Annotated in this window: 30 protein-coding genes; 17 read left to right on the top strand and 13 right to left on the bottom strand. The window is 62.7% G+C overall.

Annotated elements, in window-relative coordinates:
• Window positions 1–15: 15 nt before the first annotated feature.
• Window positions 16–465: a hypothetical protein gene (locus QMK17_RS10045; RefSeq protein WP_283508707.1), complete on the bottom strand. Its 450-nt coding sequence runs from the start codon at window positions 463–465 to the stop codon at window positions 16–18.
• 7 nt (window positions 466–472) lie between these two features.
• Window positions 473–991: an RNA polymerase sigma factor gene (locus QMK17_RS10040; RefSeq protein WP_283508705.1), complete on the bottom strand. Its 519-nt coding sequence runs from the start codon at window positions 989–991 to the stop codon at window positions 473–475.
• A 152-nt stretch (window positions 992–1,143) separates the two neighbouring features.
• Between QMK17_RS10040 and QMK17_RS10035 the strand changes: the two genes are divergently transcribed.
• The 7 genes from QMK17_RS10035 to QMK17_RS10005 all read left to right on the top strand — a co-directional run bounded on the left by QMK17_RS10035 (window position 1,144) and on the right by QMK17_RS10005 (window position 4,486).
• Complete coding sequence (locus QMK17_RS10035) at window positions 1,144–1,620, top strand: Asp23/Gls24 family envelope stress response protein (protein WP_283508704.1); 477 nt, start codon at window positions 1,144–1,146, stop codon at window positions 1,618–1,620.
• Window positions 1,617–1,895: an Asp23/Gls24 family envelope stress response protein gene (locus tag QMK17_RS10030; RefSeq protein WP_283508702.1), complete on the top strand. Its 279-nt coding sequence runs from the start codon at window positions 1,617–1,619 to the stop codon at window positions 1,893–1,895. Before QMK17_RS10035 ends, QMK17_RS10030 begins: the two co-directional genes overlap by 4 nt.
• A complete protein-coding gene (locus QMK17_RS10025; RefSeq protein ID WP_283508701.1) occupies window positions 1,892–2,134 on the top strand; it encodes a hypothetical protein in 243 nt (80 codons plus the stop codon). The genes QMK17_RS10030 and QMK17_RS10025 overlap by 4 nt, the downstream gene beginning before the upstream one ends.
• A gap of 21 nt (window positions 2,135–2,155) precedes the next feature.
• Window positions 2,156–2,338 (top strand): hypothetical protein, encoded by a 183-nt coding sequence (locus QMK17_RS10020; RefSeq protein ID WP_283508700.1) that lies wholly within the window; start codon window positions 2,156–2,158, stop codon window positions 2,336–2,338.
• A complete protein-coding gene (locus QMK17_RS10015; RefSeq protein ID WP_283508698.1) occupies window positions 2,328–2,729 on the top strand; it encodes an Asp23/Gls24 family envelope stress response protein in 402 nt (133 codons plus the stop codon). Before QMK17_RS10020 ends, QMK17_RS10015 begins: the two co-directional genes overlap by 11 nt.
• Window positions 2,726–3,616 (top strand): hypothetical protein, encoded by an 891-nt coding sequence (locus QMK17_RS10010; RefSeq protein WP_283508696.1) that lies wholly within the window; start codon window positions 2,726–2,728, stop codon window positions 3,614–3,616. The genes QMK17_RS10015 and QMK17_RS10010 overlap by 4 nt, the downstream gene beginning before the upstream one ends.
• A gap of 189 nt (window positions 3,617–3,805) precedes the next feature.
• Window positions 3,806–4,486: a DUF998 domain-containing protein gene (locus QMK17_RS10005; protein WP_283508694.1), complete on the top strand. Its 681-nt coding sequence runs from the start codon at window positions 3,806–3,808 to the stop codon at window positions 4,484–4,486.
• Window positions 4,487–4,490: 4 nt separating this feature from the next.
• Here the strand turns inward: QMK17_RS10005 and QMK17_RS10000 are convergent, their stop codons facing one another.
• Together QMK17_RS10000 and QMK17_RS09995 are read right to left on the bottom strand one after the other, a co-directional pair.
• Window positions 4,491–5,219, bottom strand: coding sequence for an EAL domain-containing protein (locus tag QMK17_RS10000; RefSeq protein ID WP_283508692.1), 729 nt, complete (start codon window positions 5,217–5,219; stop codon window positions 4,491–4,493).
• Entirely contained in the window at window positions 5,216–6,430 is a 1,215-nt protein-coding gene (locus tag QMK17_RS09995) for a PucR family transcriptional regulator (RefSeq protein WP_283508691.1), read from the bottom strand. The genes QMK17_RS10000 and QMK17_RS09995 overlap by 4 nt, the downstream gene beginning before the upstream one ends.
• Before the next feature lie 241 nt (window positions 6,431–6,671).
• Here QMK17_RS09995 and QMK17_RS09990 point away from each other — a divergent pair, with 241 nt between their 5' ends.
• Together QMK17_RS09990 and QMK17_RS09985 are read left to right on the top strand one after the other, a co-directional pair.
• Window positions 6,672–7,040 carry a YciI family protein gene (locus tag QMK17_RS09990; RefSeq protein WP_283508689.1) on the top strand — a complete coding sequence of 123 codons (369 nt, stop codon included), beginning with the start codon at window positions 6,672–6,674 and terminating at the stop codon, window positions 7,038–7,040.
• Entirely contained in the window at window positions 7,031–8,275 is a 1,245-nt protein-coding gene (locus QMK17_RS09985; RefSeq protein WP_283508687.1) for an RNA polymerase sigma factor, read from the top strand. The genes QMK17_RS09990 and QMK17_RS09985 overlap by 10 nt, the downstream gene beginning before the upstream one ends.
• 118 nt (window positions 8,276–8,393) lie before the next feature.
• On the opposite strand, the gene QMK17_RS09980 is transcribed toward QMK17_RS09985, so the two are convergent.
• Both QMK17_RS09980 and QMK17_RS09975 read right to left on the bottom strand, forming a co-directional pair.
• Window positions 8,394–8,555 carry a hypothetical protein gene (locus QMK17_RS09980; RefSeq protein ID WP_283508686.1) on the bottom strand — a complete coding sequence of 54 codons (162 nt, stop codon included), beginning with the start codon at window positions 8,553–8,555 and terminating at the stop codon, window positions 8,394–8,396.
• A gap of 25 nt (window positions 8,556–8,580) precedes the next feature.
• On the bottom strand, window positions 8,581–9,336 hold the full coding sequence (locus tag QMK17_RS09975) for a TetR/AcrR family transcriptional regulator (protein WP_283508685.1): 756 nt from the start codon (window positions 9,334–9,336) through the stop codon (window positions 8,581–8,583).
• 163 nt (window positions 9,337–9,499) lie between these two features.
• Between QMK17_RS09975 and QMK17_RS09970 the strand changes: the two genes are divergently transcribed.
• The 3 genes from QMK17_RS09970 to QMK17_RS09960 all read left to right on the top strand — a co-directional run bounded on the left by QMK17_RS09970 (window position 9,500) and on the right by QMK17_RS09960 (window position 10,549).
• Window positions 9,500–9,691 (top strand): hypothetical protein, encoded by a 192-nt coding sequence (locus QMK17_RS09970; RefSeq protein WP_283508683.1) that lies wholly within the window; start codon window positions 9,500–9,502, stop codon window positions 9,689–9,691.
• Window positions 9,637–9,864 (top strand): aldo/keto reductase, encoded by a 228-nt coding sequence (locus QMK17_RS09965; protein WP_283508682.1) that lies wholly within the window; start codon window positions 9,637–9,639, stop codon window positions 9,862–9,864. Before QMK17_RS09970 ends, QMK17_RS09965 begins: the two co-directional genes overlap by 55 nt.
• A gap of 100 nt (window positions 9,865–9,964) precedes the next feature.
• Window positions 9,965–10,549: a flavodoxin family protein gene (locus QMK17_RS09960; RefSeq protein ID WP_283508681.1), complete on the top strand. Its 585-nt coding sequence runs from the start codon at window positions 9,965–9,967 to the stop codon at window positions 10,547–10,549.
• A 420-nt stretch (window positions 10,550–10,969) separates the two neighbouring features.
• Here the strand turns inward: QMK17_RS09960 and QMK17_RS09950 are convergent, their stop codons facing one another.
• Window positions 10,970–12,274: an NAD(P)/FAD-dependent oxidoreductase gene (locus QMK17_RS09950; protein ID WP_283508679.1), complete on the bottom strand. Its 1,305-nt coding sequence runs from the start codon at window positions 12,272–12,274 to the stop codon at window positions 10,970–10,972.
• Window positions 12,275–12,349: 75 nt separating this feature from the next.
• On the opposite strand from QMK17_RS09950, the gene QMK17_RS09945 reads away from it, so the two are divergent.
• A complete protein-coding gene (locus tag QMK17_RS09945; protein ID WP_283508677.1) occupies window positions 12,350–13,249 on the top strand; it encodes a LysR family transcriptional regulator in 900 nt (299 codons plus the stop codon).
• Here QMK17_RS09945 and mqo read toward each other — a convergent pair.
• Complete coding sequence (gene mqo / locus QMK17_RS09940) at window positions 13,237–14,664, bottom strand: malate dehydrogenase (quinone) (RefSeq protein ID WP_283508675.1); 1,428 nt, start codon at window positions 14,662–14,664, stop codon at window positions 13,237–13,239. The genes QMK17_RS09945 and mqo overlap by 13 nt on opposite strands.
• A gap of 65 nt (window positions 14,665–14,729) precedes the next feature.
• Between mqo and QMK17_RS09935 the strand changes: the two genes are divergently transcribed.
• Entirely contained in the window at window positions 14,730–15,611 is an 882-nt protein-coding gene (locus tag QMK17_RS09935) for a LysR substrate-binding domain-containing protein (protein WP_283508674.1), read from the top strand.
• Between the two features lie 61 nt (window positions 15,612–15,672).
• Window positions 15,673–16,512, top strand: coding sequence for an alpha/beta fold hydrolase (locus tag QMK17_RS09930; RefSeq protein WP_283508673.1), 840 nt, complete (start codon window positions 15,673–15,675; stop codon window positions 16,510–16,512).
• 5 nt (window positions 16,513–16,517) lie between these two features.
• On the opposite strand, the gene QMK17_RS09925 is transcribed toward QMK17_RS09930, so the two are convergent.
• Complete coding sequence (locus QMK17_RS09925) at window positions 16,518–17,120, bottom strand: DUF6188 family protein (RefSeq protein ID WP_283508672.1); 603 nt, start codon at window positions 17,118–17,120, stop codon at window positions 16,518–16,520.
• Between the two features lie 14 nt (window positions 17,121–17,134).
• Window positions 17,135–17,902: an LLM class flavin-dependent oxidoreductase gene (locus QMK17_RS09920; RefSeq protein ID WP_283508671.1), complete on the bottom strand. Its 768-nt coding sequence runs from the start codon at window positions 17,900–17,902 to the stop codon at window positions 17,135–17,137.
• 91 nt (window positions 17,903–17,993) lie between these two features.
• On the opposite strand from QMK17_RS09920, the gene QMK17_RS09915 reads away from it, so the two are divergent.
• Together QMK17_RS09915 and QMK17_RS09910 are read left to right on the top strand one after the other, a co-directional pair.
• Window positions 17,994–18,707 carry a dienelactone hydrolase family protein gene (locus tag QMK17_RS09915; RefSeq protein WP_283508670.1) on the top strand — a complete coding sequence of 238 codons (714 nt, stop codon included), beginning with the start codon at window positions 17,994–17,996 and terminating at the stop codon, window positions 18,705–18,707.
• A 31-nt stretch (window positions 18,708–18,738) separates the two neighbouring features.
• Window positions 18,739–19,308, top strand: coding sequence for a nucleotidyltransferase family protein (locus QMK17_RS09910; RefSeq protein WP_283508668.1), 570 nt, complete (start codon window positions 18,739–18,741; stop codon window positions 19,306–19,308).
• Here the strand turns inward: QMK17_RS09910 and QMK17_RS09905 are convergent.
• The 3 genes from QMK17_RS09905 to QMK17_RS09895 are packed head-to-tail and all read right to left on the bottom strand — an operon-like array spanning window position 19,242 to window position 21,813.
• Window positions 19,242–19,835 carry a hypothetical protein gene (locus QMK17_RS09905; RefSeq protein ID WP_283508666.1) on the bottom strand — a complete coding sequence of 198 codons (594 nt, stop codon included), beginning with the start codon at window positions 19,833–19,835 and terminating at the stop codon, window positions 19,242–19,244. The genes QMK17_RS09910 and QMK17_RS09905 overlap by 67 nt on opposite strands.
• Window positions 19,832–21,691: a DEAD/DEAH box helicase gene (locus tag QMK17_RS09900; protein ID WP_336620141.1), complete on the bottom strand. Its 1,860-nt coding sequence runs from the start codon at window positions 21,689–21,691 to the stop codon at window positions 19,832–19,834. The genes QMK17_RS09905 and QMK17_RS09900 overlap by 4 nt, the downstream gene beginning before the upstream one ends.
• Window positions 21,688–21,813, bottom strand: a complete 126-nt coding sequence (locus QMK17_RS09895) for a hypothetical protein (RefSeq protein WP_283508665.1) — start codon at window positions 21,811–21,813, stop codon at window positions 21,688–21,690. The genes QMK17_RS09900 and QMK17_RS09895 overlap by 4 nt, the downstream gene beginning before the upstream one ends.
• Window positions 21,814–22,093: the final 280 nt, after the last annotated feature.

The raw sequence follows: 22,093 nt of genomic DNA, 5'->3' as shown, positions 1-22,093 counted from the left end.
CCTGTCGAACGCCCGTCACACCTCTATATCATCGACGCGCACATCCACCTCGTCGCGAGTCAGTGCGATGCCGAGGACGTCCGCGACGATGCCGATGGCAATCCCGGCCAATTCGTTGCCGACGGCTTGCAAGTCACTGCCGTACACGCCGACGACGGAGATGGACAGACCCGTGCACACATGGTCGTCGAGGTACAGCGAGATGTCTGTGGGCTGGGATCCGCGCACTCCTTGCAAAGACCGAAGAATCGCCGTGCGAACAACGAGATCGCTGATGCGAAGGGTGTCGGCGTCGCGCGCAGACGGAGACGTGGGGAACGCGCCATCGACCGGCCAGGTTCGCCGAGTCGTGGAACGAACCTTGGAGATGATGGAAGAACTGATATCGAGCCACCGGGGCTCAGCAGGCGCATCTTTGAGCTCGCGAGCGGCCCGCGCGAGGATCGAATCCGAGTCGGTCGTCATCGCCACATCACTGCCATGCCGCCAACCTTTCGCTCAGAGTTGCTCGTGCTCGCAGCAGTTGACCGCGGACGGCTCCTGCCGACAAGGTCATGATCTGCCCGATTTCCGGATGTGTCATACCTTCCACCTCTCGCAGCAACCAGCAGGCGCGTTGGCGATAGGGCAGTTCGGTCAGCGCCTTTCCCAGATCACGCATGAAGTCGTCGCTCGACGCGCGTTTCTCGGGATCGACGTTGCTGTCGGTGCTGCGGCGCTCGAAAACCCAGTCCTCGGCGGGGGCCATGGACCTCCGCCGCCGGTGATCGACGACCTTGTGCGACACCATCGAGAACAGCCACGTTCGCAGTTTCGAATCACCGCGAAACGTGTCGAGGCCCTTCCACGCCGCGACGAAGGCATCCTGAACAACTTCCTCCGCCGCACCTTCATCGGACAACATGTTGCGTGCGTAACGCAACATTTCCGGGCCGTAGTGCGACACGATTTGCTCGAATGCATCGGTATCGCCGAGGGCAGCGGCGCTCACGAGAACACGATCTGCAGGCCATGTCCCCTCGCTCACACCACAGGTCTACCAGAGCCGCGGTATTGTGACTTAGATCACATCGATGCCGGCGTGCGCATTCCGGAATCGGGTACGACCTACTTACGACATATTCCGAATACGAAAGGTCAGTCATGAGCCAGTCGTTGGACAAGTCGACTACCGCCACCACCACCGCCACCACCGTGGCCCCGAAAACCGCCGACTCCGCCCTCGTCGGTTCCACCGGACGGACCACCATCGCCGACACCGTCGTGTCGAAGATCGCCGGTATCGCGACCCGCGAGGTCGAGGGAGTCCACGACGTCGGCGGCGGCACCTCCCGCGCCATCGGCGCACTGCGCGAGCGGATCCCGGGCGCGCGCGTCAACCAGTCGCAGGGTGTCGCGGTCGAGGTCGGCGAACGTCAGGCAGCGATCGACATCGACATCGTCGCCGAGTACGGCGTTTCCATCGCCGATCTCGCTGCAGGTATCCGACGCAATGTCATCACCGCCGTCGAGCGCATGACCGGCCTCGAGGTGACCGAGGTCAACATCGTCGTCCACGACGTCTACCTCGACGAGGGTGAAGACGACAATCAGGAAGTCGCGGGCACTCGGGTCCAGTGAGCGTCGAACCCGACATTTCCGAGCTGATTGCCGATGCAGTGCTGGCGACCAGCGGTGTTGCTGCGCTGCACGGCGGAATGTTCGGTGAGGCTGCGACCTACCTGCCCGGCCGGCGAGTTTTCGGGATCCGAATCGACGAGTACGGCACCGAGATTCACGTGAGCGTACTCATCGGAAGCCCCATTCGGGAAACTGCGGACGCCGTCCGTCTCGCCGTAGCACCGCTGTCACCCGGACCCGTCCATGTGATCGTGGAGGACGTCGTTCGCGCATGACGCGACCGGGTAAAAGGGACGCCGAACACACAGCCGCACGGCGCGCCGTCGCACGCAAGCATCATCCCGACGTCGGCGGAGACCCCGACGTCTACGCTGCCGAACTCGTAGCGGTCGAGAGACGATATTCGAACCAGCCTCCTACTGCCTACCGACGTGAATCAGTTGTGAAACGGCGCGCCCGGGCAGTGATCCGGGCAGTGACAGCCAGAAGAAAAAAGAACTACTTCGACATCTGAAATTCTAGCCAGGAGCATCACATGACCACCTCGACCATCGGTCTCTTCGTTGGGTTGCTGTTGGCAATCGCCGCAGCCGCAGGCGGATTCACCGGTTTCCTCTTCGCAGTAATTCTCGCTGTCGTCGGTTTCGGCGTTGGCCGCTACATCGATGGTGACCTCGACGTCGCGGCATTCTCCCGCGGACGCCGGCATGACCGATAACGTGACCGACACCGAGCGCGGCACGCTCGAAGTTCGCAGCCAAGTGGTAATTCGAATGGCGGAGATTGCCGCCGCACACGTGGCAGGCGTCGAGCGCGTCACCGGCGGGATCGCATCCCGCTCACTGCCCCGGGTCGACGCAACCATCCGCAGCGGCAGGATCCACGCAACAGTCGAGGCCGCGACGACGTGGCCGACGCCCATCGCCGACGTCGCCGTTCGGCTGCGTTCGGCCGTCGAACGAGACCTCGCCGAGAACAGTGGCCTCGTCGTCGAATCGGTCGACGTGCGCGTCCAGTACAGCGCGCCCGAACCGCGCAACACCAGATCTCGCCCTACCAGATCCCGCCACACCAGATCCCGCCCTACCAGACCAAGGAGAGTCGAGTGATCCCCAAGGCCGCACCGAAGGCAACGGGTATCGCTGTCGTTCTCGCCCTGCTGCTGTGCGTGGCCGGAGTGATCGTGGGCCGAGATGCCCTCATCGCGTTCGGCGCGGTGACGGGTTCTCCCTGGATCGGCCCGGCGTTGAACAGCATCGTCGATCTGACGGTCCAGACCTGGATGCTCCCTGTCGGCATCGCGGTCGGCGTGGTCGGTCTCGTCTTGGTCGTTGCCGCACTGCTGCCACGATCCCGGACTCATCGCCGCTCCGATGCCGAGGGCGTCTGGCTCAGTCGCCGATCGGGTCGCACGCATGTGTCGACGATGGGGCGTGCTGCCGCGACCGCGGATCGACTGGGAACAGCGTTGTTCGGACTCTTTCTCATTGCGCTCGGCACCGCTGCCGTTGCTTGGCAGCGGGACGTCCTTCCCGATCCCATCCACGACGCTCGCAGAACATTCGACACCTGGTCGCCCTCGGCCTGGGACCAGCAGGGTTGGTGGCAGTGGGCACTTGCGGGTATCGCCGTAGCGGCGATTCTCCTCGGTCTCCGCTGGCTGTTTGCGCATCGTCCGCGTCGTCAGCGCGCGCAGCTCACCTCGGACACCGACGAGCATGCAAGCGTGGATCTCATCTCGGCCGCGCGTCACGCCGCAGCGGAATTCGCGGCGACTCCTGGAATCGCTACGGCAACCGCACGGGTGGTCGAGGTGAAGGGTTCGCGCCTTGTACGTATCTCCGGTGTGGCCGACGACTCCGAGACTCCCACCGCCGATCTTGTGGCAGCCGCTGCGAGCCTGCGCACGATGTGCGCATCGGCCCTGACGGGACTTACCGTCGACACCCAGGTGCTGATCGATCGGATGCGCGCACCCGCCGAGCAATCCCGATAACGAGGATCTCCCCGGCCGTAGCCTGAGAAACTTTTCCGGCATTTCGGACTTGTTCTCAGATTGAGGCCGTACTGTCGCGCCAACGACCGATTCAGCAAGTAGGGAGACAGCACCATCAGCCATTCGAATTCTTCGCACAACCTGCGTCACGCTGCAGCAGGAACTGCTTGGTTGCTGAGCTTCGCCTACATGTTGGCCGAAATCTTCACAGCTGCGGCCTGGAGCACTCCGTACAGCTTTGCGCGCGACTCGATCAGCTCTCTCGGGGTCACTACGTGCGAGGTCGGATCCTGCTCACCGCTGCACGACGTCATGAATTCGTCGTTCGTCGCCCTCGGCGCGTTGACCCTCATCGGCGCGATTTTTTTGCACCGCCATATCCGGAGCGGCCGCGAGAAGAAGTGGATTCTGTCGTTGGCAGTGATCATCGCCGTCAGTACCGCGGCCACGGGCCTGTTCCCGGCGAACGACGGGACCTTCATCCACTGGACCGCTGTTCTGCCCGGTTTCATCGCACGACACGTCGTCCTCGCATTGATCGCGTGGCACCTGTGGCATGAGAAGCGCGTGGTAGCGCTGTGGTCGGCACTGTGCGCGTTGGTGGGGGTGGTCGGAGCAATCCTGATGCTGGCACAGACCTTGCACTTCGGGCTCGGCGAGCGGCTCGCCCTCTACCCGATGCCGATGTGGATGGCCGTGACCGGCACCGCTGTACTCGTCGCGCTCGCCCGCCGCACCGTATTGAAAAGGTTCGTCTTCCCTGTCCCCTTCGTCTTCCGGATGCCGAAGCCGTTCCATGTTGGTCCGCTGGACCCGGCGGGCCTCACGCCACACCTCGGGGCCACAGCAGCCTCGGCCGCGGCGAGGTAACACCTCACGACCGCTGGAGCGGTAACGAAAAATCCTCACTGGCTGTGGCCCGGCCGAACAACCAACCCTGACCGAGGGTGGCTCCGAGCTGGACGGCACGTGCATGATCGAGTTCGGTTTCGATTCCCTCCGCGAGGATCACTGCTCCTGACGCCCGGACGTATCGCCGGACCGACCAGACGGTCCACAACGTTCGAATGGACGTGCGATGCCGGAGAATGCGGGCATCGAGCTTGACGATGTCCGGTTGTACGATCGGCAGCGCACGCAGCGTGCTCGGGTTGGAGCCCACATCGTCGAGGGCGACCGAGAACCCCCGACGACGCGCCGAAGCCACCATTGCTCTCAACCGCGCGGGATCGACGTCGAGGCCACGTTCGGTGATCTCGAGTACCACGTCGACGTCGCATTCGAGCGCATCCAGGTGCGCTTCGGTGCGGGCGACGTCCAAGATTCCCGACGGCTCGTAGTTGAGGTAGAGCGACAGCCCCTCCGTTATTTTCGCGGATCTCGCCTGTTCTACAGCAGCGGTACGACACGCGAAATCGAAGTCCGACACCACTCCTTGCGCCCGCGCGAGCGCAAAAACCTCTGCGGGGTCGACGTTCTCGACGGTGGGCCATCGCGCGAGGGCTTCGAGCCCGACCACCTCTCCCGAACGGAGATCGACCACGGGCTGGAAGCACGGGACCATCGAATCGATGGCGACCAGTGCGGCCTCTGCTGCGATCATGCAGATCTCTTCGGATCGAGATGGTCGGCGATCAGTGCAGCATGCAGAGACCGAAGACCCGACGACTTCATGGGGTCGATGCCGGTGATCTGCTCGATACGCTTGAGCCGGTAGTCGACGGTGTTCGGATGCACAACAAGCTGTTTCGCAGCCTTCTTGCGATTCGCTTCCGTGTGGACGAAGGCTTCGAGAGTGGGTAGCAGATCCGGGATGCGGCGAAGCGGATCGAGTAGCCGTTGGAGGTGCCGTTGTCCGACGCCCGGGCGCGCGATCTGAAACTCCAGAGCCAGGTCAGCGATGCGGTACACGGCAGGCTGGTAGTTCAGTCGCTGCGCGAGGCGAAGAAGTTCGTACGCGTTGTCAGCGGCATCGGGTATTCGCTCAGGAAGTGACATCACCGCCGACGCCGAGATCTGCTGCCCGGCAGCAGAGGACAATGCCGCGACGAGTTCTTCGACCGACGTCGCGGTCGGGTCAGGAACAAGGATCGTTCCGCCGGAAGTACTGAGGATCGCCAGTGGTGCATCGGGAGCGAAGAAGTGCGTCACCGCCGCGTGAATCCGTTGGAGCGAGAAGTCGGCATCCTCAGTCGGATGCTGCGGGAAATGAACTGCAACAACTTCATAACCCGATGCAGGCTTCAACCCGATGCGTTCGGCAATCCCCGCACCATCCGGGTCTCCTGCCAGCAAGGCGGTGACCATCGCGTGCGCCAGCTCGTGATGTTGCGACGCCACCGCGCGGTACTCGTCGAGATACGCGGACGACACGGCCTCCGACACCGCGTCGAGGAGACCGAACATCAGTACGGCGCCGTCGACCAGGGCAGCATGTTCTCCATCGACGGCGCGCCCTGCGACCATCCGGAGGCCGACCGAGAATCCTTCGTGAAACGCATGCTGGATCGGAGCGAGCGGCACGCCCTTCCGTGCCCATTTGGTCGCGGCATGCTTAAGGCGTGAGAGGTCTGACACGCAGGGCTGGCATCCGCTGTCCAGCACATCCGCGGCCAGTGCGACGCATCGTTCGGTGATCTCGGCGACCGCACTTCTGCCTCCGGCGTCGGTGAGATCTCGGCATTCCGTGGTGGTGAGGACGTGCTCGACCAGGCGCGCAGTGGTGTCGCGGGCCGTACGCAGGTGATGCGAGGCCGGCCTACCCCCCAAGCTGAGAGTCTCCACCGAGCGCTGGGTCACCACGGTTGTTGCCATGCGAGGTCACCTTTCGATTCCGAGCCGCTACTTCGGCGTGCGACACGAAGGTATCGCATCAAACCAACTTTTGTTTACATTTGAGCCTTCCAAACATTCTTTTAGTTTGTTTTTCTACTGTCGCTGATTCCGTGCCCCCAGCAAGCGGAAGTGTCGATTTCAGCGTTCCTCGATCGTCATCTCCGTGTAGGTACCGCACGAGGCGGTATTGAATGTGGACACACGACCTTCAGGAGCCGACATGCGCTACACACTTCTTCTCAACAACGCCGAACCTGCCGAGGGAGAGATCGACCCCGACGCCATCACTGCGATGCAAGCGGCCTTCGGGGCTTACGGGCGGGCACTGCAGGCTGCGGGAGTTCTCGTCGCCGCCGAGGTTCTCGCATCGACCAGATCCACCACGACGGTGACGATTCGATCGGGAGATCTCCAGATCCAGGACGGTCCGTTTGCAGAGACGAAAGAAGCGCTCGCCGGAGTATTCGTCATCGATGTGCCCGATCTCGATGCAGCGCTGATGTGGGCCGAACAGTGCCCGGGTGCGCAGTACGGAGTGGTGGAGGTTCGAGCTGCGGCCACCTCGTTCATCGACGGTTCATGGACCTGACCGGAAGCAACGCACTTCTCGAGCAGTCGCTCCGGACTTCCTACGGGCGGCTGCTCGCTCTGCTGGCAGCCGTCGACGGCGACATCGAGGGCGCAGAGGACGCATTGGCGGATGCATTCGAGCGGGCCCTCGCTACATGGCCGGAGAGGGGCATTCCAGCAAATCCGGACGGTTGGCTGCTCACTGCCGCACGCAATCGTCGACGCGATGTATGGAAATCGGCCGCTCACCGAACATCCGTTGCTTTCGACCCTGCGGTTCACGAGCCGGTTGCGCCCGCTCCGTCGCACATCGACGAGATCGAACTACCGGACAAGCGACTGCAGCTGATGCTCGTGTGCGCACATCCATCGATCGACAAGTCCGTGCGGACCCCGCTCATGCTCGACGTCGTTCTGGGGTGCACCGCCAAGGAGATCGCACTGGCCTTCGCGCTTCCCACCGCGACGCTCGCCGCCCGACTTGGGCGGGCCAAATCGCGAATTCGAGACTCCGGCATCTCGTTCGAACTTCCGGGCCGCACCACACTTCCCGCGAGAATCGACGCGGTTCTTGCAGCGATCTACGGCGCGTTCGCCATCGACTGGCACTGTACGGCGCCGGAACTCCGCACCTCACTGACAGGCGAGTCGCTTCATCTCGCGGAGACCCTCTGCACACTTCTTCCCGACGACGCCGAGGCACATGGGTTGGCGGCACTCATCTGCATGTCGATCGCGCGCCTGCCTTCCCGGTACTCGAAAGGGATGCTGGTTCCGTTGCAAGAACAGAACTTTCGACTCTGGGACCCGGATCTTCTTGCACAGGGAGAAGAACATCTGCGGCATGCCCACCATCTGGTGGCAGAGGGGACAAGTCCTCTCGGCCGATTCCAACTCGACGCTGCGATCGGGGCGGTGCATTGCGCAAGAAGACACACGGGGGCGACGGATTGGCAGTCGCTCCGCGGACTTCACGCGGCAGCTCAGAGCATCGCTCCGACGGTGGGCGGCGCCGTCGCCCTCGCCGTCGTCACCGCGGAGCTCGATGGTCCCGAGGCCGGGCTGGCAATGCTCGCCGCCATCGGTCGCGATCGGTTCCAGCCGGCATGGGCAGCGCGGGCGCATCTGTTGCAACGCCTCGACCGACGCGACGAGGCTGCAGCTGCCTACGCAAAAGCGATCTCACTGTCGCCCGACGAGCCGACCAGGAGGTTGCTTCTCGCACGGGCGACGCGGCTTCCCATGGGATCGTGAGTAAAATTCCCGTCCCCAGAGATAAGCCCAGGAGGCCACCGCCACCGCCGAAGACCAGGGTGATCCAACGACAGCGGCCGACGCAAGTAGTGCGTGTCATAAGTCTTTGAGTGGTTCATTATCTGAAAACCTTCGAGACGTAATTGTTCTCCAGCAGCGGGCCGAGACCCTTGCCGTCCACGAGGGCACCGCTCTGGGCGGGTAGGGCAGGATCGGCGTCGAGCAGGAGATCGACGGGACGATCTGGATCGGCGGCAGCACCATCACCCTCGACGGCCACGTTGAGCTCTGACCAAGGCCAGCCGTCAAGGGTGCCCGCGGTCCCCGAGCCTGGCGAGCCACTCACGCAGGAGGCTGGCCTCAGCCGGGCTGAACAGGTTCCGGGTGAGCGGGTCGACGCCGCCCTGCGGCGTCAGGACCGCGAGTAGCGCGTCCGCGCGCTCAGACACGATCGCGTCGGGGTCGGTGGCCGGCGTCGGCTCGAGGGTCAGCGAGTCGAGGACTGTGTCGCGCAGCGGACGGATCAGCCGTGGGTCGCGCTGCGGTTCGGGTTGCGCGAGTAGCAGGAGGACCGCGCCGGTGGTGGAGGCCTCGATCGCGCGCGTCGCCGCTCCCACCGGCACTCGAAGGCGTCCCTCGAGATTGGCGCGCTCGAGCATGCGCCGCAGGATGTCCTGGTTCTCCTGGGCTGCCGCCGGTCGCCGCCCGGGGCGCAGGTTGCCGTACATGAGTGCGTAGACCGCGGGATTGGTGAGCCCGAACTCGACGTGGATGTCCCATCCTCGGCGGAGGTCGTCGACGACGTCCTCGCTCGGTTCGAACGCCCGCTTCTCGGCCAGGTAGGTCTCGAACCCGAAACTGGCGACGCTGTCAAGCAGGCCGTCCTTGTCCCCAAACAGGCGGTAAAGCGTCGGGGTCTGCACGCCGGCGGCCGCCGCTACGGCGCGGGTGGAGACGCCAGTCGGGCCGACCTCGGCCAGCAGCTTCACTGCGGCTTCGAGAATGCGCTCCTGCTGGTCGTCCCTGCCTGCAGCAACGGCTCTTGCGGATTCGCTTGCCATGTGTCGATGGTAACGCGCATTGGTTGACGTTGACATTATCAATGTCACGCTAATATAGTTACCAACGTCAACAACAAGGGGGATGAAATGTCCGAAGACCGGTTGCCGCAGGTTCGTCTGGGTGCGGACCGACCTCTACGTGGGCGCTCAGGGACTCGGCTGCATGGCGATGAGCGAGTTCTACGGCGGCACCGACGACGCGGCCGCGCGCGAAACGCTGGAGGAGGCGCTGACGCTCGGCGTCACGCTGTTCGACACCGCCGATACGTACGGGCAGTCACCGGCGCGCGGGGACTGTCCATGGCGCCGGTCGCGCTCGCGTGGCTGCACCAGCAAGCCGCCGTCCACGGCGTGACGGTTGTCCCGATTCCCGGGACCAGACGGACCACGCGCCTAGCGGAGAACCTCGCCGCGGTCGCCGTCACCCTGACCGCCGACGAGCTTTTGCGTCTCGAGCCGATCGCCCAGCAGGTCTCTGGAGACCGCTACCCGGACATGCAGGCGACCGCGTCCGCACGCGAAACCTGATCCCACCCGCTCCGGCGCTCAGTGCATCAACAACGCACGCCCCGCCGGAACTGCTGTCGACAAATGCCTTTTCAACATCCACCACGAGAACGGAACTCACATGCCCGTCAACGTCACCATCGCCTACTTCTCCGGCTACGGACACACCCTCGAGCTCGCCAACGCGGTCCGGGACGGCGTCGAGTCCATCCCCGACACCGACTGCACGATGGTGAACGTGGCCGTCGCGTCAGAGATCAACTGGGACGCGCTCGACGCGTCCGACGCGATCATCTTCGGCACCCCCACGTACATGGGAACGGCGTCCGGCGCCTTCCACGCCTTCGCCGAGGCGACCTCGACCCGGTGGATGAAGCAGGCGTGGATGGACAAGCTCGCCGCCGGGTTCACCAACTCCGGGTCCATGAGCGGTGACAAGGTGCACACCCTGCAGTACCTGTCCTTGCTCGCGGCTCAGCACGGAATGCACTGGATCAGCCTCGGCCTGATGCCCGGCTGGAACACGACAACCGGCAGCGAGGACGACCTCAACCGGCTGGGCTTCTACCTGGGTGCAGGCGCGCAGACCTGGAACGACCAGGGACCCGAGGCCGTCCACGCCTCCGACCTCGCGACCGCGCGACACCTCGGTGCGCGAGTGGCCACCCAGGCCCGCATCTACCGCGGTGGCGTCGTCCTGGCCTGAACGCCTGGGCCTGCACCCGCTGAGCGGCTCAGCCGCCCATCTCCATCCGTCTCCGAACCGAGGTCCCCCCATGTCAAGCATCACCATCGTCGGTGTCACCGGTTACGGCCGGTTCAGCCATCGTCCGGGAGGTCACCGCACGCGGTCATCAGGTCGCCGCGCTGAGCCGCTCAGCGACCGCCGTACGCGCTCGTGTCGGTCAGTTCCGCTGCCCGGTCGTTAGTGACGCCATCGGCAGCCAACAGCACGATCCGCGCGCGCTTCGCCGCTGCTGCTGCAGCCACGGTCGCTGACCGTGCCCATCGCTCGAGCTCCCCACGATTACCATCACAAGGAACCAGCGCAGGAGCAGGACGATTCGCCATGCCTCATGATTTCAGATCATGAACCACTCAAAGACTTACGACAAGCAGCGCTAGCCTAGGCCGCGCGCCGCTCCTCCACGGGCTCGATGCGCTCAGCCCACTTGTCGGTGTACTGGAAGTGGGGGCGACGGTCACCGATGTACGAACTCAGCCACGAGAGCACCGCGACGTAGCGGTTTCGGAAGCCGACCAGGTACATCAAGTGCACTGCCAACCACATCACCCACGCGATGGGTCCCGACACGTCGACCTTGCCGAACAACCTGGCGACGGCACTGAATCGCCCGACGATCGACATGCTTCCCTTGTCGGTGTATCGAAACGACGTGCCGAGATCAGTCTTGCCGGTGATCATCTTGGCAACATGCCTACCCTGCTGCATTGCGACGGGCGATTGCCCGGGGAGCTTGTTCAGCGAGGTTACGTCGCCGATTGCGAAGATGTCTTTTTCGGTGCCGACCGTCAAATCTTCGTGCACGAGGAGTCGACCTGCGCGGTCCGTCTCGCACCCCGTGCGCTTGGCGATGGTCGATGCCAAATCGCTGGCCTGCACACCCGCCGACCAGATGACAGTCTTCGCCGCGATACTCCGCGACGCCTTCGTGTCCACGTTCTGGAACGTGACAGTGTCGTTCTCGATTTCGGTGACCAACGCACCGGTGACGACGTCGACTCCCGACTTCTCGAGTTTCGCGCGAGCATATGCGCTCAATTTCCCACCGAAGGCCGGGAGGACATCCTTGACGCCGTCCACGAGCGTGACGGTGACGTCGTCCGGCGCAATGTCCGGGAACGAGGCGGCGAAGTAGCGGTGCGCCAGGTCTCTGATCTGGCCTGCGAGCTCGACACCCGTCGCGCCTGCGCCGACGACGACGAAGCTCAGCAGTTCTTTCCTGACACTCGCGTCCGTCGTCAGATGAGCGGTCTCGTAGCAGCTCAGGATCTGTTCGCGGAGAGCGATTGCGTCGTCGACGGTCTTCAACGCGAAGGTGCGGTCCTTGAACTCGTCGCGGCCGAAGTACGCCTGCGTCGCGCCGGTGGCGATGACGAGCCTGCCGTATTCGATCGTATGCGTTGCCCCGGCGCCGGTGTAGGTGACCGTGTGCCGCTCCGGGTCCACGTCGACCACGCGTCCCAATCGGACGTCCGCGGAGTCGTACTCAGCGAGGATGCGACGGATAGGAGGGGCGATCTCGCCGGTCGAGATCATGCCGGTGGCAGCTTGATAGAGCAGCGGCTGAAAGAGATGCTCGGTGGTGCTGGAGATCAGCGAGAACTTCACTCCGGCCTTGCCCAGAGACTTGGCAGCGGCCAATGCTCCGAATCCCGAACCGACAATGACGACCTCGAACGTTTCCATGACTTACATGCAACTCCTGCGCCTGCTCGTTATCAACGCGAAAGATGGAATAGCATCAATGAGCAGAACTCATGAATGGAGACAAGTGTGGAACTCCGTCAACTCAGATACTTCCTCGCCGTGGCGGAGGAGCTGAACTTCTCGAGAGCAGCAGAAAGGTCCTACGTATCGCAATCTGCAATCAGTCTCCAGATAGCCAAGCTCGAACGTGAGATGAGCGAGCCACTGTTCGAGCGAACGTCTCGCTCGGTCCGATTGACCGTGGTAGGAGCACAATTGGTGTCCATCGCTCGGCACATGCTCGAACTCGAGCAATCGGCGCTCGCATTGACAGCCCGACGACAGAACCAATTGCGCCTGACCGGCAACATGACGTTCGCCGCGAATGCCCTCGCTGCGATCGTGAGCGTGCGGGAACGTCACCCCGGCGCCGAGATCGACTTCGTTCTCAAGCGATTTGCAGAGCAAATCGACGCCGTCACTTCGGGGGACTGCCAAGTGGCGTTGATCCGAGGCACCGTCGAGCGATCCAACCTCTACGTCACCGAACTGTGGACCGAGGACCTCGTCGTCGTCCTGACAGAAGGACATCCGCTGGCAGGCGCCGACAACCCGAGCCTCGAGCAACTCGCGGCCTACCCACTCCTCCTGCCCAAGCGCAGCGAACAGATCCTGCTGCACCGAGTCATCGAACGCGAAATGAAACGGAGTGGGCTCGGACTGACATTCGGCCCGCCAGTCGCACTCGACCACACCGCGAGCGCCGACCTGCTCAACCAACCGGACTGCTGGTCCATCATGTACGCCAGTACCGCCGAAAGCACACCGAAGACCGGGTTGGTGTTCCGTACCGAATCCGGGCACCGGCTTCAACTTGCCGTCTCGGCCGTCGTCGACGCGACGGTTCCCGCAACCGACATGCAGCGAGATCTCATCGACGCACTCGCGGCGACCGCGCCACCTCAGCTGCCCTGACTGCCCTGACGGCCGATGGCCGATGGAATCATTGCCTCCAGCCGCGGCTGCCATTCATCCCGCTCAGCATCGAAGCATTGATTGAGCACGTCGATCATCGCAGCAGGGGCTACCGACGCGCCGGGCGAAGCACCGAGAAGGCCAGCAATGGTGCCGTCGGCGCCGGTCACGATCTCGGTGCCGAACATCAGGGTTCCTTTCGTGCGCGATGTCGGTTTGACAAGTTGCGCACGCTGGCCGGCCCCTATCGGGTACCAGTTCGCGGGATCGGCGTCAGGATAGTACTTCCGCAGCTCGGCGAACTTCGTTTTCTTCGACGCGACCAGCTGACCGATCAGGTAGCGCACGAGGGGAAGGTTTCTCATCCCGACCGACAGCAGAATCGGTAGGTTGCGCGGACGCACCGTCGTGAAAAGGTCCGTGAATCGTCCATGCTTCAGCAACCTGGTACCGAAGGTCGCGTACGGACCGAACATCAACGACTCCGATCCCTCGACCGCTCGTCTGTCCAAGTGCGGCAAAGACATCGGCGGCGCTCCCAGCGACGGCTTGCCGTAGACCTTTGCGTTGTGCCGAGCCACGACCGACGGGTCGTCGGTGCGGAGGAACTCGGCGCCGAACGGGAACACACCGTAGCCGCGAATTTCAGGAATCCTCGACTTCTGCAAGAGCCGGAGCGCGTAACCTCCTGCACCGACGAACACGAAACGAGCTCGCACGCTGAACTGAGCCCCGGTTGTCCGAATCCTTCCCGTCACGGTCCACATACCCTGACCGTCCCGCCTCAGACCGGTGACCTCGTGGCCCGTGCGAATCAACGCGCCGCGCGCCGTCATCGTTTCGGCCAGCTGTGCGGTGATTGCGCCGAAGTCGACATCCTTGCCGCCCTCGTGCCGGGTGGCCGCAACCTTCTGACTGCTCTCGCGCCCCTCCATCAGCAGTGGTGCCCACTCACGCACAAGATCGGGGTCCTCGGTGTACTCCATCGCCGCAAAGTGCGGGATACGTCGTAATGCCTCCCACCTGCGGCGCAGATACTCTGTGTCGTCGTCCCCGAAGACGACATTCAGGTGCGGGGTCGGAGTCACGAACCGATCGCTACCGAGCGCCGCCCAGAACTCCTGTGATAGCTGGAATTGGTCAGCGATATCGTGAGTTCTCGACGAATCTTCGGGGTCGGGCATGTAATTGAGCTCGCACAAGCCCGAGTGTCCGGTGCCCGCGTTGTTCCACGCTCCTGAGCTTTCACCCGCGAGATGGTCGAGCCTTTCGAAGAGCGCAATCGTTTTGTCCGGCATGAGCTTTCCCAGCATTGCGCCGAGTGTGGCCGACATGATGCCGCCGCCGATCAAAGCAACGTCGAGTATTTCCGAGTGTGCGAACTTCGAATACCGAGTGTTCGAATACGAGGTCATGTTGGAATCGTGACGCCTCACAATCAATCCGTCCAATGAAATTCCGCACCCGTTATCATCCGATTATGGATGAATCCGTCGCGCACTTACTCGCCGCCTTCGACGCTGTCGCCACCACCGGACACGTCACCCGCGCGTCGGAGATGCTCGACGTTCCGCAATCGTCGGTAAGCAGGCGAGTCAAGGCACTGGAGAGAATTCTTGGGGTCGAACTGGTGCACCCTGTCGGACGTGGGGTGGCCCTCACTCCGTCCGGACGCGAATTCCATGCGCGTACCCATGCTGCCGTGCGGATGCTCGACGAAGCCGCGTCCGCAGTGAGATCGGATGCCGACCCGGATGGCGGCCTCGTCCGTTTCGGATTTCCACTGACGCTCGGATCCCGCATGATCTCATCGCTGTTGACCAAGTTTCACCAAGAGGCACCGCGAGTCCGCGTTCACCTCGTGCAGGCACACGGGGAAGCCTTGGTGGACATGCTCAGGGACGGCCGACTCGACTTGGCCGTGATGATCCCACCCGTTGATGATCTCGCTACGACGATCCTCGGTAGTCAGCGAATACTGCTGCACGTGCCACGATCGCATCGGCTCGCCGACTACCGCGGAGAGGTCGATGTCGTGGACCTTGCCGGCGAAGCATTTGTCGCGAGCCCGAAGAGCTTTCATCTTCGTACGATTCTCGACGACTGGTGCTCCGCCGCTGGCTTTGTTCCACGAGTTCCGTTCGAGATCAATGAAATCGATACGATTCGTGCACTCGTCGGCGACGGCCTCGGCATTGCGCTCCTGCCCGCGGGGGATTCACCGAACAACACCGTCGTAACCGTCTCACTGTCAGGAGATCGGACGCGCGAGGTGGGTCTTGCCACCAGTAGATACAGGCCGACCGCGGCCGTTACGCGTTTCCGTCAGCGAGCGTTGGAACAGCGCTGGGCTTTCAATTAGTACTTCATACTTCTCTATCAACGATACTTGGAGTAGTTTACGGACTAACAAGGAGGTTTAGATGAAGTCGATCTACAAGTCCGATACCGGAGCAGAGACCGTTCGACAGCGCTATCGAGAGGTTCTGAGCGCGTGGCCGGTGCCGTCGGAAGAACGCCGAATCGATACGACGAACGGCGAGACCTTCGTGGTGATCTCCGGCACCCCGGATGCTCCGCCCCTGGTGCTGCTGCACGGATCAGGAGCCAATGCCGGAACTTGGATGGCCGATATCGACTCCTGGGCAACGCACTTCCGCGTGTACGCCGTGGACTTGCTCGGCGAAGCGGGCGGGAGCGCGCCCGTACGACTACCCTTGGACTCCGACGCCCTTGCGTCGTGGATGGACGAGGTGCTGGACGCACTGGATGTCGACTCCGCGTCATTCGTCGGGATGTCGCTCGGAGGCTGGACCGCGCTGGACTACGCGATCCGCAGACCGTCCCGCGTCAACCGGTTGTCGCTGCTCTGCCCCGGCGGGATCGGCAAGCAGACGATGGGATGGCTGCCCAAGATGATGCTGCTGCAACTCCTCGGAGCCAAAGGACGTCGACGGTCCGTAGCCCTTGTCACCGGGATGGAAGATTCCCGATATTCGCAAGTCCTCGACGAAGTCGATCTGACCTTCACGCACTTTCGTCCGCGAACGGACAAGCTCCCGATCTTCTCGGACGACGACCTCCGCGGACTGTCGATACCGGTCCAGGTCATCGTCGGAGATCGCGACGTGATGTTCGATTCGGCCGAGACCGCGCGCAGGGCGCGAGAATTCGTTCGAGGCGCCGCCGTGACCGTCCTGCCCGGCGTCGGCCACGCCGTCCTCGAGCAAACCGAATCAGTGCTGACGTTCCTTTCCTCGTGAGAGCATTACCGTGAGATGAGGTGAATTCCTGACGAAAGCTTCACTTGCATAGCGCCTTCGGCATTCCGCACCGAGACGACACTTTCACGCAGAATCAGGTAGGCGTCGTGAAGTGGCACTTCGATAGGGAGGAAGGACCCGTTCGAGAACTCGACGCCGCCGTCACGGCCAACCGATAGTCGAACGACCGTTGATCCTTCGGGTATCGCGTTCCCTCTCGGACTCGGCGGCCGATGGCTCGGCGGCGAATAGTTCGCAGGCGCAGCGCTGCCATCGATTTCGCCACCCGGCAGACACACCATCAGTGCACCATCGGCGGCAGTGAACTCCCAAGATTCGACCTCGGTCCTCGGGACTGCAGAAACCCGAGTTCCGCTGTCGAATTCGAGGACGAGTGCACCTGAATCCGAGACCGCAGACATCGTGCACGCGGTGCCCAACAATCCGACCAGTTTTCTCAGACCCTCGAATTGATTGTCCTCGTCGTACATGTTCTCGTCGACGGCAAATTCGCTGAAAGCTACCATCGAGCCGTCGTCGAACTCCAGGCTCACATCGAAGTCGAGATGGATGCTTACCACGGTACGGGTGTGCAGATTCAGTTGCATCGGTGTTCAACAGCTCAGCAAAAATCCGACTGAAGTTCGACCGCTCTTGCGAACTGCGCCGCGAAGTCGGTCTGGTCCGCAGACGGCTGCAGCACAATGGTCGTTGCACCTGCATCAACCCATCGCTGTAGGTTGCCGGTCGCCGTCGCGGCCTCGGTGGAACTGTCGACATAGACAACGATGTCATGATCGGGACCACCGTCGATGTGACCCCGCGCAGTCTTCAGTTGCTCGGGACTCGTCTCACTCGTCAGGATAGTTCCGGAACTCGTTTCACCGCTCAATGCAAGTGTTTTCGGCCCGGTGGCCCCGATCAGCAGAGGCGGTGGTTGCAGCGGAGGCCAATCCAACTTCACATTCTTCAATGTCACGTATCGGCCTTCGACGTCCACCGTTCCACCGTCGAGCAAGGTGGTCAATGCCGCCATCTGCTCGCGCAGCAACGTCATCGGCGATGCGACACGCGCGCCGATCTGTGCCATCCAGTCCTGGACACCGTGACCGAGACCGACCCGAATCCGCCCCGGGTGCACCCTGGCGAGTGTCGCGATCTCCATCGCCGTCGCCGCAACATTGCGCAGCGGCGTGGGCAACACTCCGATACCGACACGGACTCGGTCGGTGGCGGCGAGAACTGCAGCTGCCGTTGCAATTCCGCCGGAGAAAAAACAGTCCTCCCACAACCAGAGCTCTTCGACACCCGCCTTGTCGGCCTCGCGCGCCGCTGAGACAATGGTTTCCGGTGGAAGTTCAGGACGCAGCACGACGCCGATTTGAGTCATGCATCCGAGTCTAATCAAACGGGTAGACATGGAGGCGTAGACCGAGAAAGCTGGAGACGCCCAGCTACCTGTGAAACGAAGAGGAACCACCGTGCCACCACCGAGCGGCCCATCACTGATACTTCCCGTCGAACCCATCGATCCTGTCTCTCACGGCGATCTCGACGTCTACCTACCAGATGGCGACATTCCTGCGCCGTGCGTTTTGCTCGTTCACGGTCTCTATCCGGCGAGACCAGAGGTTACGCCACGTCATTCGCGGTTCTACCACGATTACGCAAGCCATCTCGCGCGGCGAGGAATCGTTGCAGGCCTGGTCGACCACGATCTGACGGACGGCTTTTTGTACCACGAGGCGCTCGCGACCATCACCGACGCAGTGTCGCAACTGCGCGCACTTCCTGAAACAAATGCCGACGCCGTCGGCCTGTGGTTCTTCTCCGGCGGCGGGCCATTGTCGTACCCGTTCCTCGCGAATCCGGAGCCGTGGCTTCGCTGCATCGAGTTGACCTACCCCGTTCTACCCGGCGCCGGTACGCCCGGTTGGCCTGAACCGGAAGCCGTGGTCACTGGAATTGCCTCGGTGCCGACCTATCTCACGCTGGTACAGAACGAGATTCCCGACTACGTCGTCGGCCAGCAAGAATTCCTCGCCCGTGCGTCTGACATCGATGCACCACTGAACTTTCGGACGGTCGAAGGTGCCGGACACGGCTTCGATGCGCTGCAGGACGAACCCCACACCCGGGCAGCGGTGGCCGATGGTCTCGACTGGATCGTCGGGCGCCTGAACGCTCGTCGGTAAAATCGCCCGACCCGTCGGTAGTATTCACCAAATGGATGCGAACGACTTCCTTGCCATCGTCGAGACCAATCCCGTAATTGTCGAAATCCTGAATCGCGCGGTGGATCTCGAACTCCCGGACTGGTACCTGACGGCCGGCGGGCTGTTCCAGACGGTGTGGAATCACCAGGCAGGCCGAGACCCACAGACCGGAATTCGGGACTACGACTTCTTCTACTTCGACGATTCGGATCTTTCCTACGAGGGCGAGGACGCCGTGATTTCCCGTGCAGCAGCTCTTTTCGCCGATATGCCGGTCGATGTCGAGGTTCGCAATGAAGCCCGGGTGCACCTATGGTACGAGGAGCACTTCGGTTCACCCTTGCGCCCTTTTCTCAGCAGCGAGGACGCCATCGATCATTTCGTAGCGACCACCTGTTGCTTCGGTGTGCGGGGTGACCCCGACGGTGCTCGGCATGTCTACGCACCTCACGGATTCGACGACCTGGAGGCCGGAATCGTACGGCCGAATCCGCGTCTCCCGATGCGCCATGTCTACGAATCCAAGGCCGCCCGGTGGACGACGGAATGGCCTGCACTGACAGTTTTGCCTTGGGAGTAGAACGTCGTGGGATCGATATCATCGAGCGTGACTTGGCTTGCGCCGGACATACTTCGGGGGTCGAAGCCCCTCAGCAACAGCCCCGATCGCGGGTTCTCGTCGATTCGCCTGGCTACCTCGAAGTAGGTAGCCAGGATATGGACGCAGGGCCGCACGCGTTGTGTGCAGCCGCACACGGCGGTCAGCTCGTCGACCAGCGGCGCGACGGACACACCTCGCATCCGTAGCGCTGCATGCAGGGTATCCGGTAAGTCCCCGTCGCTGACACCGTCGACCACCTCGTGCGCTGCGGCCGATCGTCGTGCATCCCACGTTGGAAAGGTCACCGTCACCCGGTAGTCGCTCGTGTCCGATGTCGACACCGACGCCGTCACGGAACCGGCCAACAGGACGACATCGCGAACGTTGTCGTTCCTGGCGAGCACTCGAGCCCGCGGCAGTGCCGGGTTCGGCCGAATGATCTTGGTCGGCTGGGCGAGCCGCGTCCATTCACGACCCCAGGCAGTTACACCGAATTCGTCCGTCATCGGCGTGCACCGATGTCCAATAATTCGCGAAGCTGATCGTCCGAGAGCCGTGCGAGATCGGTCTCGCCGCCGAGTGATGCGGCGGTGGTGGCGATGTCGGCCAAACCGCTCTTGTGGCGGTGCATGTCGTCGATGGCAGACTCCAATGTTCGTTCGGTGAGCAGAGTATGGATCGTCACGGTCTGTGTCTGCCCGATCCGGTGCGCGCGGTCGCTCGCTTGGCTCTCCACTGCAGGGTTCCACCAGCGGTCGTAGTGAACGACGTGGGAGGCCCGTGTCAGATTCAGACCGAATCCTGCTGCTCGCAAGCTCAATACGAATATCGGTGGACCGTCCGACATTTGAAACGCGTCGACCATCTCATCCCTGGCGGCCGGTGACAAACCTCCATGCAGAAACGGAACCGTCGAACCCGTGACTTCATCACGTAGGTGATTGGCCAGCATCGCACCGGTCTCCCGATACTGGGTGAACACCAGCACAGCCTGCCCGTCGTCGACTACTTCCGACAGCATTTCCGTGAGTCGGTCCAACTTTCCGGATCGGCCACCGAGCGGTTCGCCGGTGGCACCGACCAAGTCAGGGTGATTACAAATCTGCTTGAGTCGAGTCAGCAGTGTCAGTACACGGCCGCGCCGGCCGATGCCACTGCCGAGTCCGTCACTCATAGATCGGTCGAGATGATCTCTGTACAACTTCTCCTGCTCGTCGGTCAGCGCGCAGATGACCGAATTGTGGACTTTGTCCGGCAATTCCGGCGCAACATCGGACTTTCGACGACGCAGAATGTGCGGGCCCACGAGTTCTCGAAGCCGTCCGGCGGCGGCTTCCGACCGCTTCTGTTCGATCGCGACAACGAATCGACGGCGAAAACGAGCACGTGCCCCGAGAACCCCTGGTGTGCTGAATGCCATCAAGGACCACAGTTCGTCGAGCCGGTTCTCCACGGGCGTACCCGTCATCGCGATGCGTAGCCGGCCGCGAAGGGCACGCGCAGCTTTGGCCTGCTGCGTATCGGAGTTCTTGATCTGCTGGGCTTCGTCGAGAACCACGGTGTCCCAATCGATTGCAATCAGGTGCGCAGAGTCACTACGAAGCGTCGGATAGCTCGTGATCACCACACCACCGGGGGATATGCCGGTCAGATCGGGCTTGCGCGTCGGGCCGTGGTGGACAACCACATCCAGGGATGGTGCAAATTTCGCGATCTCTCGAACCCAGTTGCTCACCAACGACGTCGGACACACGACCAAGTGCGGTCCTGCCGAACGAATGGTGAACACGGCGATGGCCTGCAGCGTTTTGCCCAACCCCATCTCGTCGGCGAGGATTCCGCCGCCGTGCGCGGACGCCGCATCGAGCCAAGCAACTCCGGCCCGCTGATACGGCCGGAGTTCGGCTAGAAGAACCGCAGGCCCGCGGTTTCGTGTACGCAGCGCGGCATCGACCGTCGCCTCAGCGGACCAGATGGTGGCCTCGTCCATCCCTACCGCCGCGTGAGCTGCCACTGGCATCGCGTCGATGTGATGGACGATCGCTGAATCCTGGCGTGCTGCTGCAGCTATTGCTGCCCATGCTCGAAGCGACTCGCTCGAGTCGGCATTCGGAATCCACGACTCCAGCGCAGCCCATCCATCTCCAGGATCAACCACCGCAGCCGGCATCGACATCGCGACGACTCGGTCCCGTGCGGTGGTGGGTACCGCCATCGCGACGGTCGTGGACTCCCCGGAGGGTAAGCCCGCTCTGGCGGCGTCGGACGCTGGGTCCTCGGTACCCCACCAAATGAACTTCTCCGCCTCGATCGAGTAACAACCCTGGAGGTTGCCGGGCAACGCCGTGGTCACGTTGTTCACTTCGCTTTCAGTCTTGTCAGTTCGGCCGCTGTGAAGTCCGACAAATTCTCTTGCGTCGACTTCGTGAGTTCGACGTAGATCGCAGACACCAGGACCACTTCGGACGCTGTGGTCTCGGTCACCACCCGTCTACGATCCGTACGACCTCCGACGCGATTCGCGGTTCCGACATTCTCGTGCCAAGAGTCCCGACTGCTCGGCTATCAGTGCATTCAGCTGCGCGATCGAGTGTCCTCAATCGGGCAGGATGAGAGATCACGTCGTCGACGGCTCGAAGTTTGTTCATGTTCATCTCGAACCCTTCCCCCGCATCGGCCGGCACGAGGGTAGGCCGGATAGGTGCGTTCCGCAACTACATCGCGATGCAGCATTGTGGGACGAGGATTTCACCCATGTCACAAC

The sequence above is a fragment of the Rhodococcus sp. G-MC3 genome, assembly GCF_030063335.1.
Lineage (GTDB): Bacteria > Actinomycetota > Actinomycetes > Mycobacteriales > Mycobacteriaceae > Rhodococcoides.
The sequence above is the reverse complement of the archived record's forward strand: the minus strand, read 5'-3'. Positions and strand labels throughout refer to the sequence as shown.